This window comes from Photobacterium sp. R1 (assembly GCF_054600795.1).
Genome location: NZ_BAAHZP010000004.1, coordinates 73,460 through 85,748 on the forward strand (window position 1 = coordinate 73,460; position 12,289 = coordinate 85,748).

At 54.9% G+C, this 12,289-nt stretch carries 10 protein-coding genes; 7 read left to right on the top strand and 3 right to left on the bottom strand.

From position 1 onward, the window contains the following. Nucleotides 1–25: 25 nt before the first annotated feature. Nucleotides 26–2,242: a methyl-accepting chemotaxis protein gene (locus tag ACYP03_RS08280; protein WP_459779216.1), complete on the bottom strand. Its 2,217-nt coding sequence runs from the start codon at nt 2,240–2,242 to the stop codon at nt 26–28. Between the two features lie 327 nt (nt 2,243–2,569). On the opposite strand from ACYP03_RS08280, the gene ACYP03_RS08285 reads away from it, so the two are divergent. Further along, a complete protein-coding gene (locus tag ACYP03_RS08285) occupies nt 2,570–2,749 on the top strand; it encodes a hypothetical protein (RefSeq protein WP_248141443.1) in 180 nt (59 codons plus the stop codon). Between the two features lie 43 nt (nt 2,750–2,792). On the opposite strand, the gene ACYP03_RS08290 is transcribed toward ACYP03_RS08285, so the two are convergent. Then, nucleotides 2,793–3,704 carry a D-alanine--D-alanine ligase gene (locus ACYP03_RS08290; protein ID WP_459779217.1) on the bottom strand — a complete coding sequence of 304 codons (912 nt, stop codon included), beginning with the start codon at nt 3,702–3,704 and terminating at the stop codon, nt 2,793–2,795. A gap of 320 nt (nt 3,705–4,024) precedes the next feature. On the opposite strand from ACYP03_RS08290, the gene ACYP03_RS08295 reads away from it, so the two are divergent. The 6 genes from ACYP03_RS08295 to gntR all read left to right on the top strand — a co-directional run bounded on the left by ACYP03_RS08295 (nt 4,025) and on the right by gntR (nt 10,209). Then, nucleotides 4,025–5,041 carry a TRAP transporter substrate-binding protein gene (locus ACYP03_RS08295; RefSeq protein ID WP_248141441.1) on the top strand — a complete coding sequence of 339 codons (1,017 nt, stop codon included), beginning with the start codon at nt 4,025–4,027 and terminating at the stop codon, nt 5,039–5,041. A gap of 96 nt (nt 5,042–5,137) precedes the next feature. Beyond that, the gene (locus tag ACYP03_RS08300; RefSeq protein ID WP_330960476.1) at nt 5,138–5,689 is read left to right on the top strand and encodes a TRAP transporter small permease subunit; all 552 of its coding nucleotides are present in this window, start codon (nt 5,138–5,140) and stop codon (nt 5,687–5,689) included. After that, nucleotides 5,682–7,004, top strand: a complete 1,323-nt coding sequence (locus tag ACYP03_RS08305; RefSeq protein WP_330960477.1) for a TRAP transporter large permease — start codon at nt 5,682–5,684, stop codon at nt 7,002–7,004. The genes ACYP03_RS08300 and ACYP03_RS08305 overlap by 8 nt, the downstream gene beginning before the upstream one ends. A 60-nt stretch (nt 7,005–7,064) precedes the next feature. Further along, complete coding sequence (locus tag ACYP03_RS08310; protein WP_248141438.1) at nt 7,065–7,571, top strand: gluconokinase; 507 nt, start codon at nt 7,065–7,067, stop codon at nt 7,569–7,571. Nucleotides 7,572–7,597: 26 nt separating this feature from the next. After that, on the top strand, nt 7,598–9,085 hold the full coding sequence (gene gndA / locus ACYP03_RS08315; RefSeq protein ID WP_459779218.1) for an NADP-dependent phosphogluconate dehydrogenase: 1,488 nt from the start codon (nt 7,598–7,600) through the stop codon (nt 9,083–9,085). A 122-nt stretch (nt 9,086–9,207) separates the two neighbouring features. Further along, a complete protein-coding gene (gntR, locus tag ACYP03_RS08320; protein ID WP_330960480.1) occupies nt 9,208–10,209 on the top strand; it encodes a gluconate operon transcriptional repressor GntR in 1,002 nt (333 codons plus the stop codon). A gap of 151 nt (nt 10,210–10,360) precedes the next feature. Here the strand turns inward: gntR and ACYP03_RS08325 are convergent, their stop codons facing one another. Next, nucleotides 10,361–12,283, bottom strand: a complete 1,923-nt coding sequence (locus ACYP03_RS08325) for a beta-N-acetylhexosaminidase (RefSeq protein ID WP_459779219.1) — start codon at nt 12,281–12,283, stop codon at nt 10,361–10,363. Between the last annotated feature and the right edge of the window lie 6 nt (nt 12,284–12,289).

Consider the following 12,289-nt stretch of genomic DNA (forward strand, 5'->3'; position numbering starts at 1 on the left):
TTCCGGTACGCCGCCGTCCGGCAGCTTAGACCTTAAAGTGGCTGGTGATTTGTTCCAGCTGAGCAGACAGGGTGGACAGCTCTTCGCTGCTGGCAGAAATCTGTTCCACTGCGCTGCTGGTATCCCGGGACATCATATTGATCGTATTGATGTTATTGTTGATTTCCTCGGCGACCGCCGATTGCTGCTCAGAGGCGGCGGCAATCTGGCTGGTCATGGCAGCAATATGTTCGACCGATGCCACTACCTGTTGCAGGCCCTGGGTTGCCGCAATCGACTGTTCGGAAACCCGGCCGGTATGGTTGATACTCTGGGTCATCACATCGCTGACATCACGGCCATGGCTGAGCAGGGTCTCCAGCATGGCTGCGGTGTCATTGGTGGCTTCCTGAGTGTGCTGGGCCAGATCACGTACTTCTTCTGCCACCACAGCAAAACCACGGCCGTGATCGCCGGCCCGGGCGGCTTCAATGGCTGCGTTGAGGGCAAGCAGATTGGTCTGCTCTGCAATGCCGCGGATGGTTTCCAGCACTTTGGTGATGTCATCGGAGCTTTTTCTCAGCAGGCTGAGTTTGTGGTTGGCTTCCTGCATATCGACCGACATCTGACTGAGGCTGTCTGAACTTTGCTGCAGCAGGTGGGAGCAATCGTTGACCCGGTCCTGTGCTTCGTTACCGGCGCTGGCAACAGAAGCAATATTTCCTGAAATGTCTTTGGCGGTTGCGCTCATTTCATCAATGGCGACGGCCAGATGTGCTGTTTCCTGCTCTTGCTGAGAGACGGCCTGAGCGGTTTCCACGGCACTGGCAGCCAGGGCTTCTGCTTCGTTGCGCTGTTGGCTGGCAGCAGTCTTGAGCTGATTGATGATATTGCTGAGGTTTGCGGTCATGGCCTTCATTGATGCATACACACCAGTGGCCTGACCGCTGTCTTTCAGGCTGGCACGCAAATCCCCCTCGGCGATCGCGCTGGCGATTTGTTCCATGTGCTCGGGTTCACCGCCGATAGGCCGGGTAATATTCCGGCTGACCAATAAGGCCGCCGGGATGATCAGTGCAATGACCACCAGAATGATCGTCAGTCCGCTGATTTTGAGGCGAGAAATGGCCGACAGGGCTTCCGCGTGATCGATCTCTGCGACGATCACCCAGCTGGTTGTTCCGAGTGCAATGGGGGCAAAGGCAGAAAGTACGGTGTTCCCTTTATAATCAGTGATTTCTGCAATGCCTGTTTCACCTGCCAGCGCCCGCTGAACGGCCGGGGTATCGATTTTCCCTTGGTCCGGATGGCGGAATGATGCGGCGACCGAGTGGTGAACCGGGTCAATAAATGAGTTGGAGCGCATCAGCTTATCCGGGCCGACCAGATAGGTTTCGCCGCTTTGTCCCAGTCCGGCTCTGACCCCCATGATGGCTGTCAGGCGATCGATCGGAAACTGGAATACCAGAACCCCGGACAGGGTATTTTGATCATAAACCGGTGCCGCGATGAAACCGGCCGGAGACTGATAAGACGGCAGGTAGAGATTGAAATCGATCAGCGCACTCTGTCCCTGCGGCAGGCGGAGTCCGGCCTGATAGGCTTCCTTGAGCAAACTGTTGCGGAAAGGCCCGTCACGCAGCGAGGTGGCAAAATCCACTTCTTTGTAAACGCTGTAGAGTACCTGACCGGATTTGGCATCGATCAGGAACAGATCGTAAAAGCCCGATTTATCGATCAGAGTGCGGAAAAAGGGATGATAGCTGGCATGCGCCTGATCATAAGGGGTATTACCGGCACTGAGCAGATTCTGTTTTTCTCCCAGGCCGTACGGGCTGCTCGTAATATAGGCTGACTGCAGTGTCAGCGCCACGGGTGACAGCTGGCTGACCAGCGATGTTGCCGTGATGTTCTGTTCCGGCGCATTGGCTTTCAGACGCGGCATGAATTGCTGAGCATAAAACTGGGTGACCTGCGATCTGAGGTTGTCTGCCGTGACAGGCAGATCGGCGACGCCCTGACGAAACGCGCGGAGTGCACTGACAGTCATCGGGTTCACCGCTTCGAGTGTAATTTGCTGGGTCAGCGTATTGAAATATCTTTCAATCGCATCCTGTTTTACTTCGCGCAGGGACTCCAGCTGGTTATAGGCTTGCTGTTCCAGTGACTGACTGGCCTGATACATTGTGAGCAAAGAGATCGCTGCCGCGGGCAGCAGGCCAGCCAACAACAGACAGCTCATGATCTTATGTTGCAGTTTCATAACTCCCCCAGGATCCTACCCACAGATACAGTCGAACTTAGTTCAGCTTTCGAGTTGCGACGAATCATTCAGCACAGCTGCAATGCACATTCATTGGTTTTTGTGATACCTGTCAACGGACCTATAAGTGACTGATATTGATTGATTTAACAATAATGTTTTTTAAAGCAGGTGCTGAAGATTCCTTTTTTGAACTTATTGATTGTTTTAGAAGGAAATATTGATCAATCCCGGGATAAAGTTGATCCGCCGGGTTTTCTGTTCTGCTGGAAAGTGTCGCATAAACAAAGAGATGCCTGTTTTTACGGTGTGAGGAGGTAATCGCCCATGGCAAAAGAGACGCGGCTGAGTGCAGAAGACAAACAAAATCTGGTCAATGAGCTGAAGCAGTTGATCGCCACCCGAATGGGAAAAGCGGTCAATGTGACTCGTCAGCGGGATGATGAGGCCGGGCTGGTGGTAGAATTTACGGTTGAAGGCCAGCGGTTTGCGGAAGTAACGATCTAAGCCTGAGCAGCCCGGCACATGACCTGCTGCCGGGCGTATTCATTCAGACCGGATCAAAACTGGCGAGTGCCAGGATCTGCTCGATCGTCTGTGTAAAGTCCAGTCCGGTTTCCCGGGTTGCCATTGGAAAAACACTGCGTGGGGTCATGCCCGGTGAAGTGTTCATTTCAATCGGATAGATATTGCCGTCATCTCCCAGGATCACATCCAGTCTTCCCCAGCCACGACACCCCAGCGCATGAAAAGCGCGAATTGCCAGTTGCTGAATGGCTAGTTCGGATTCCGGGGGAAGATCGCTGGGGCAGTGATAGCTGGCTGTCTGTGCGCCAAATTTTGCACTCCAGTCAAAAAAGGTATCGGAGCAGATTTGTACGACTGGCAAGGCTTGCTCGCCCAGGATGCCACAGGTGTATTCCCGCCCGCTGATGAAGCTTTCCAGCAGAATATCATCGTCATAGTCGAAGGCTTGCCGGATGGCGGTTGGCAGTTCGTCCGGGGATTCAACTTTATTGACGCCGATACTACATCCCTGTGAGCTGGGTTTGACGACCAGCGGATAACCCAGAGATTCGGCGGCAGCGATGATTTCTTCCATCGGCTGATGGCGATGTACGCCATACCACTTGGTATAGTGGAACCCCTGCTGAGCCAGGATCTGCCGGGTGCGTAGTTTGTTCAGGCACAGGGCGGACGAGGCCAGCCCGCTGCCGGTATATGGAATTTTCAGCCAGTCCAGCAACCCCTGAACATGGCCGCTTTCGCCCAGACTGCCATGAAGCGCGATGAAAACTTTGTCAACAGATGATAACGCGTCCAGCGTTTTATATAGTTCGTTCGGATCGATAGTAACCACGTCATGACCCAGTTCAGCAATGGCATCGCTTACGGCTTGTCCCGACCGTAGTGACACACTGCGTTCACTGGATTCCCCTCCCATGAGTACACCTACACGCATAAACAACTCCCTCCATAGGTTCACGTGCACATATACTAATGCAATGCGAGGCATCGCACAAAGTTATTGATTTATATGGTAATAGTGAAACATGACATTTGTTCAATGAATTCTTTTTCATCAAATTCATTGCTTTGCAGGCATATATGAAAAAGGTTTTATAGTTCCGGTGCATGTGTTTTTCGTGGCATTGTTGTGATGCTCTTCAAAGACTATGACGCTTTAACTCTGTTAGCATGCGTTACAAAGTTACCGGTAACATAACAACAAAACATCCGGACAATTGACGACGTGACCTAAAAACAAAAGGACAGTACCCAATGAAAAAGTTGACCTGCACCCTGATTGCCGCTTCTCTGGCCAGCAGCTTTACGGCTTCGGCCATGGCCGCTGAATATACCTTCAAATTCCAGTCTTCGGATCCGTCTGGCGACAAGAACTATCAGGTTCAGCAAGCCTGGGCTGAGCGAGTTGAGACCATGTCCGGCGGCCGGATTGATATCGACCTGCTGCCGGTCGGCAGTGTGGTAAAACACACGGAAACGCTGGGTGCGATCAAAATGGGTATCCTGGATGGCCAGATCACGGCAACAAGCTACTTTTCCGGCAAGGATCCAGCTTTTGGCCTGATCGGGAACATGGTCGGTGCCTGGTCTGATACCACGCAGCTGTTGCAATACATCAACTATGGCGGCGGTTATGAGCTGATGACGGAACTTTATGCCCCGTATGGCGTGAAGTTTATTGGCGGTTCGACGACAGGTGTGGAGTCGTTTGTCTCGAAAGTTCCTGTGGATGGCGTCGCGGATCTGAAAGGTCTGAAGCTGCGTGCCCCAGAAGGTCTGGTCCAGCAGGTTTTTGCGGCTGCGGGCGCAGCACCGGTCAATCTGCCGGGCTCTGAAGTGTTTACCGGCCTGAGCAAAGGCGTCATCGATGCGGCAGACTACACAGTCTTTTCGACCAACCAGAAAGCGGGAATGAATGATGTGGCGACGCATCCGGTCCAGCCCGGTTTTCACTCTCTGCCGCTGATCGATATTTCCATGAGTCAGAAAAAGTGGGACAAACTGCCTGCAGATCTGCAGGAAATTCTGACCACTTCGGTGCGTGATTTTGCGTATGACATGACGACCCAGCTGAAAATTGCCGATCAGCAAGCGGTGAAGGAAGCGCAGGCCAATCCGAAGATCACGATTCACAACTGGTCTGATGAAGAACGGAAGAAGTTCCGTGAAATTGCACGTGAGCAGTGGAAAGTCTTCGCGAAAAAATCACCAAATGCAGAAAAGGTGTATGAATCTGTAACGAAATTCCTCGAAGATAACGCCTTGTTGTAATTTTCCGTATCTCCGTCAGAAACCTCTGACATCCCCTGATGAGGGCTGCTGACAGCCCTCTGTTTCTGATATCGCAAGTGTTGTGAGCTGTCTGCCATGAATACCAACCCAACGCCCGCCGGTCAGGACGCTGAGAAGCCGAGAAACTGCCTAGATGCGGCGATCGTGAAAATCGGCAATCTGCTGAGCCTGCTGTTCATCTTTACGGTGATCATCTCTTTTTACGAAGTGCTGATGCGCTACGTCTTTGACGCCCCCACAATCTGGGTGCATGAAACGGCGTCCTTCATCGGTGGTTCCCTGTTCATTGTTGGCGGTCTTTATGCGCTGGCGACCGACAAGCATGTGCGTGTCGTCTTGCTCTACGATATGGTCTCACCGCGTACCCGCCAGTACCTGAATGTGTTTCATCACATTATGGGACTGCTGTTTTCAGTGCTCATGGCCTGGGCATCTTACACCATGGCACAGGAGGCCTGGTTGACGCCCTGGGGGGAGTTGCGGCTGGAAACGTCAGGCTCCGCCTGGAACCCGCCATTCCCTGCATTACTGAAAGGGATCATTTTTGTCTGCCTGTGCGTATTGTCCGTGCAGTTTTTGCTGCACCTGATTGCCGAAATCCGTGGCCTGAGGAAAAAAGATGTTTGAGTTATCGTCAATGGGGATCGGCTACGGCAGCCTGCTGATGCTGGGGCTGATGATTGCCCTGCTGCTGACCGGGATGCAACTGGCTTTTGTGACGGGTCTGGTTGCACTGATCTTTACTTTAGGGTGGTTCGGACCCGACGCAATGCCGCTGGTCACCAGCCGGATGTATTCCTTTGTCGACGGCTATATTTTCCTGGCCGTGCCTATGTTTGTCCTGATGGCAGCACTGCTGGATCGTTCCGGGATTGCCCGCGATCTCTTTGATGCCATGAAATCGGTGGGCCGCCGGGTCCGCGGCGGCGTCGCGGTGCAGACCCTGCTGGTGGCTGTAGTACTGGCGTCGATGTCCGGCGTGATCGGCGGTGAAACCGTGCTGCTGGGCATTCTGGCGTTGCCGCAGATGCTGCGTCTGGGCTATGACCGTCGTCTGGCAATTGGCACGACCTGTGCCGGTGGTGCCCTGGGCACCATGCTGCCTCCGAGTATTGTGCTGATTATTTACGGCCTGACCGCCAGCGTATCGATCGGAGATCTGTTCAAGGCTGCCTTCCTGCCGGCCCTGATGCTGGCCCTGATGTATATCGGGTATGTGCTGGTCCGCTGCAAGATGAATCCGGCATTAGCGCCGTTGCCAACGGAAGAAGAGCTGGCTGAAGATGCAGCCCGTGAAACCAGTTACTTCAAGGCTCTGTTTTTCCCGTTGCTGTCTGTGGGAGTTGTACTGGGCAGTATTTATACCGGTGTGGCTTCGGTGACTGAAGCTTCGGCGCTGGGTGTGGTGGGGATTATGCTCAGCGCACTGATCCGCGGGGAAATGAACTGGAGCATGCTGAAAGACAGCGCTATCGCGACCATGCGTACCTGCGGCATGATTATGTGGATCGGTATCGGTGCCAGCGCGCTGGTGGGCGTGTACAACCTGATGGGCGGCATTGATTTCGTTGAAGAAACCATTCTGGCCTTCAGTGGCGGCAGCCCGACGATGACCTTGCTGATCATGATGGTGATCCTGCTGGTGCTGGGGATGTTCCTGGACTGGGTCGGCGTTGCACTGCTGACCATGCCAATCTTTGTCCCGATTATCACCGGTCTGGGCATGGATCCGATTTGGTTCGGCGTTGTCTTCTGCCTCAACATGCAGGTTTCTTTCCTGTCACCGCCTTTTGGTCCGGCTGCCTTCTACCTGAAATCCGTGGCACCGAAAGAGATCAGTCTGGGCGAAATCTTCCGTTCACTGCTGCCGTTTATCGGTTTGCAGCTGGTCGCGCTGACCCTGGTGATTGTCTTTCCGCAGTTGGCGCTGTGGTGGCGGTAAGCAAATAACAAGAACAACAGAACTGTTGCCCTGCGACATCGCAGGGCAGGGATAAAGTCGATGAAACCAAGAAAAATTATTGTGATGGGGGTTTCCGGTTGCGGCAAAAGCTCAATCGGCAGTCATCTGGCCCGGGCACTGGGGATGAATTTCTTTGACGGCGATGACTTTCATCCGCCGGAGAACGTGCAAAAGATGAGTGAAGGGATTCCGCTGACGGATGAAGACCGGGCTGAGTGGCTGGCGCGTCTGAATCAGCTGCTGCGGGATGAACCCCATGCGGTGCTGGCCTGTTCTGCGCTGAAACCTGAATACCGGGCACAGTTGCGTGCTGGTGTTGAACCGCTGCTCCTGGTTTATCTGCAGGGGGATTTCGACACGATCTGGCAGCGACATCAGCAGCGTGCTGATCATTACTTCAACGGGCGTGCGATGCTCGAAAGTCAGTTTGAAACTCTGGTTGAACCTGCACAGGACGAGGCGATCTTCATCGATATACGTCAGCCGCAGGACGCGGTGCTGGATGACATTCTCAACCGGCTGCCGCAAACCGGCTCACTCACTTAATTACCATTTGCTGTAAGGGAACGAGGATGACATCGACTCCGTGCAATATTGCGATGATTGGCTTAGGCGTGATGGGGCGCAATCTGGCACTGAATCTGCTTGAACATGGGTTTTCAGTCGCCGGTTATGACTTACAGGCGGATCTGACGACGCAGGCCGGGGCAGAAGCTGCAGCGCTTGGCAAAGCCGCTTTTGTTGCCTGTGATTCACTGGCGCAGGTGCTGGCAAATCTTCAGACGCCGCGCGTGATTGCGCTGTCCGTACCGGCCGGGCCAGCTGTCGATACGGTGATTTCAGCTTTGCTGGACGCCGGTCTGGCGCTGCAGGATACGGTGATTGATACCGGAAACAGTTTGTGGACGGACACCATCGCCCGCGATAAAGCATACCAGGGCAAATTACAGTTTTTCAGTACCGCGGTGTCCGGCGGCGAAGTGGGAGCCCGGCACGGTCCGTCCCTGATGGCTAGCGGCAGTGCCGATGCCTGGCGTCAGGTCGGCCCGATGTGGAAGGCGATTGCGGCGCAGGTCGACGTTGCCGGTATGCCGCTGCCGCCGCTGAGTCAGGGAGAAGCCTGCGCGGCGTATCTCGGACCGGACGGTGCCGGTCATTATGTGAAAATGGTGCATAACGGCATTGAATATGCCGACATGCAGTTGATCTGCGAGGTTTATCAGTTCCTCAGACAGCAACTGAAGATGTCAGCGCCGGAAATCGGCCAGATCTTTGCCCAGTGGAATCAGGGGGTTCTCAACAGCTACCTGATGGAAATCAGTGCGGATATTTTGCAGCAGGCAGATCCGCAGACTGGTCGGCCGCTGGTGGAGATGATTCTGGATAAAGCGGGTCAGAAAGGCACCGGACTGTGGACGGCAGTGAACAGTCTGGAAGTGGGCAGTCCGGCGCCGACCATTGCACAGGCCGTGTTTGCACGGGCGATGAGCGGCATGAAACCTCAGCGCCTGCAGGCAGAAAAGACACTGATGCTTGTGACCGATGACAGTTTGCAGATGTCTCAGGATGACATCATCGCGCAACTGCATGATGCGCTGTATTGCGCCAAGCTGTGTACTTATGCGCAGGGTTTTGCCCTGATGAAGGCCACGGCTTCGGAGCAGAGCTGGGCGCTGGATTATGCCGAAATTGCACGAATCTGGCGGGCGGGCTGTATTATCCGGGCGATTTTCCTGCAGGATATCAGCCGTGCATTTGAACAGCAGCCGGATTTGGACAATCTCCTGCTGGCCGATCATTTTCGCCAGGCTTTGACTGAACGGCAGCTCAACTGGCGCAAAGCCGTTGCGAATGCCAGCCTGACCGGCATTGCCATGCCGGGGCTGAGTTCAGCTTTGCACTACTTTGACGGACTTCGCACCGGCGAGTCGTCTGCCAGCCTGTTACAGGCTCAGCGCGACTATTTCGGGGCACATAGCTATGCCCGGACGGATCAGCCAGAGGCAAGTAAATTTCATCTGACCTGGAGCCAGTCTCCCCGTCATCAGGTTCAAGTCTGACCCGACAGGCCCTTTCCGAAGGGCCTGTTTTGTTTTTGCGCCAGATTCCAATTCCAGCCGCATCCTTGTGATAATCTTGGGACTGTTTCAGCCCACTCTGTTTGATGAAAGATACAACCCGAATGACAACCAAGAACAAACGTCCGACCCTGCAGGATGTCGCAAATCTGGTCGGTGTGACCAAGATGACGGTCAGCCGATATCTGCGGGATCCGAATCAGGTATCTGCTGCGCTGCAGACCAAAATTGCTGCGGCGGTGGAACAGCTGGGTTATATCCCCAACCGTGCGCCCGATATCCTTTCAAATGCCAAAAGTTACGCGATTGGGGTCTTGGTGCCTTCGCTGACCAACCAGGTGTTTGCCGAAGTGATCCGGGGCATTGAAAAGGTGACCGGTCCGGCAGGTTATCAGACCATGCTGGCTCACTACGGCTACAGTGCTGAAGTGGAAGAGAAGAACATCGCTTCACTGCTTTCTTATAACGTTGACGCGATCATTTTGTCCGAAAGCGTTCATACCGAACGGGCACGGAAAATGCTGGATACGGCCGGGATCCCTGTGGTGGAAATCATGGACTCAGTCTCTCCGGCCATTGCACAGGCCGTGGGGTTTGATAATCAGGCGGCTGCTGAAGCCATGACGGAGCAGATGATCACCCGTGGCCGCCGCAACGTGGTGTACTTTGCGGCCCGGATGGACGCCCGGACTCATCTGCGTTACCTCGGGTATGAACAGGCGATGCGCGCGCACGACCTGACGCCAAGAAGTCTTCAGACAGAAGCCGCGTCTTCGTTCACACTGGGGGCGGCATTATTGCGTCAGACGCTCAAAGCGTATCCGGATACTGATGGCATTTTCTGTACCAATGACGATTTGGCGATTGGTGCGATTTATGAGTGTCAGCGACTGGGGATCCCGGTGCCGGAACAAATCGCGGTGGCCGGTTTTCATGGTCACGATATCAGTCAGGTGATGGTACCGCGGCTGGCGACGGTGGTGACTCCCCGTGAACAGATTGGTGAAGTTGCCGCAGCGCAGATCTTGCAGCGTTTGCGCGGGGAACCGGCGACAGAGAAGGTGATTACGCTGGATGTGAAAATTGAGCTTGGTGAGAGCATCTGACGGCCGGGCAAAAAAAGCGGGGGCTGATGCCCCCGAATATGTTGCCAACACAACCTTCAAGGATGCAAATGACACTTCACGACACATGTGAGAACCCGGCCACCGACTGCCCGTGCCTGTACACGGTTTGGCCCCAGGGTTCCCGGCATGTTTATGTACACGGACGGTAGTTCACGCCCATCCGGTCTAAATAGCGGAGCTGGCCGTTCAGGCGGGCTTTGAAATCCTCCCAGTCGCGCTGTTCCGGCGGACACCAGCAGACTTCACTGATGGCCAGCAGGCGCGGAAACAGCAGGTAGTCAAAACGGGACTGACTGAACACATGCTCGCACCACAGAGCGCACTGAATACCGAGGATCTGATCCAGTCTCGGATCTGTCGGGGCCAGTTCGGCCAGCGGACGATAGCTGTAGACGGTTTCCAGCGGCAGAAAACCGGCCCAGTTGGCCCCTGCTTCTTCGGCTGAATAACCCTGAGCGAGATCCAGATAGGTGTACTGGGCCGGTTGCATGATCACTTCATAGCCATTGCCCGCACATGTCAGACCCGCGTCCTCGTTGATCCAGGGCAGGACAATCGTGTGTTTGCTGACCTTGTCTCCCTTGACCACTTCCTGCCAGCCCAGCATACGCTTGCCTTTCTGTGCCAGATACTCTTCGACAAAGCGCAGGATATGGCCCTGTAATTCGAATGGATCTTCATAACCCTGCTGATCCATGAGTGCCCGGCAGGCCGGACTGTCGGTCCACACCCCGTTGGGAACTTCGTCCGCGCCCACATGCAGGTAAGGCGCCGGGAAGAGTTCGCAGACTTCATTCAGCACCGTGGTCAGGAAGGTGTAGGTGCCGGGCAGGGCCGGAGACAGCACGTTGTCCGGGTAATTCTGAATACTGCGGTATTTCGACCGATCTTCGGGATCAATCAGTAAGTCTGGCAACGACTTGATGGCCGCACGGCAGTGACCGGGAATATCGATCTCGGGGATTACCTGAATACCCCGGTCAGCCGCGTAAGCCACGATTTCACGGATGTCCTGCTTGGTGTAGAAACCGCCGTAGCGGCGATCCACGGTCGAGAACTGCGGTGCCAGCACTTCTTGAGGGCCGCGCCAGGCTCCGATTTCTGTCAGGGCCGGGTAGGCATCAATTTCAATCCGCCATCCTTCGTCATCGGTCAGATGCCAGTGGAAGGTGTTGAATTTATAGCGGGCCAGCTGATCAAGCAGCCGTTTGATCCGGGCGACAGAATGGAAATGACGGGCACAGTCGAGCATCATGCCCCGGTGACCGTAATGCGGCTGGTCGTGAATCTCCACCATTGGAATGCTCAGCAGACTTTCGATCTGATGCAGCGGCTGAGTCGGCAGCAGCTGTAACAGACTGGCGGTTGCATGGCTGAATCCTGCGGCTGAGCTGGCTTCCAGCCAGATGTGGTCACTCTCGACCAGCAGATGGTAGGCGCCTTCTGCCATGTCCGGCTTGTGCTGATAATGAATCTGGCCGTCGGTTTGGACTGCCAGCGGCGTGTCCAGCCATTGCGCCAGTTCCTGCTGCAGCCAGTGAACACTGCCCCGGGCTGCCGCCGGTATTTCTGCCAGCGCTGTATCCCGCAGGAACAAGAACTCACCCGGCAGGCTGTGCAAACAGGCGGGGGCCGGGATCAGATTGATGGCTCTGGCCTCCGGCAAATCAATCCTCAGTCTTTCCTGCGATGGCCGGCGAAGGTCCAGCGGCGTGACATCGACAGGGAAAGCCTGGTCGTGCTGGCTGGCATAAAGACAGGCTTCTGTCACGCCATCGCTGTGCAGCGTCAGCGGCGGTGTCCTGATGGTAAATTCAGTATAAAAATGGCTGTTGGCTAACAGGGCTTCATCACCTGAAGCGGACAGCGTACAGTAACTGCCCAGTTGCTTCAGCTGACCATGACTGACAGACGCAGGTTCGATCCAGCGGCTGAGGATAAAGTCCAGCGACCAGGCACTCAAAGCATATTCCCCGAGGTTGTGCAGGGTCAGCGCAAAACGGGATTCAGTATCAGTCTGATGGATCACGGTTAAATCAAGGCGATAGCTCATGATAGC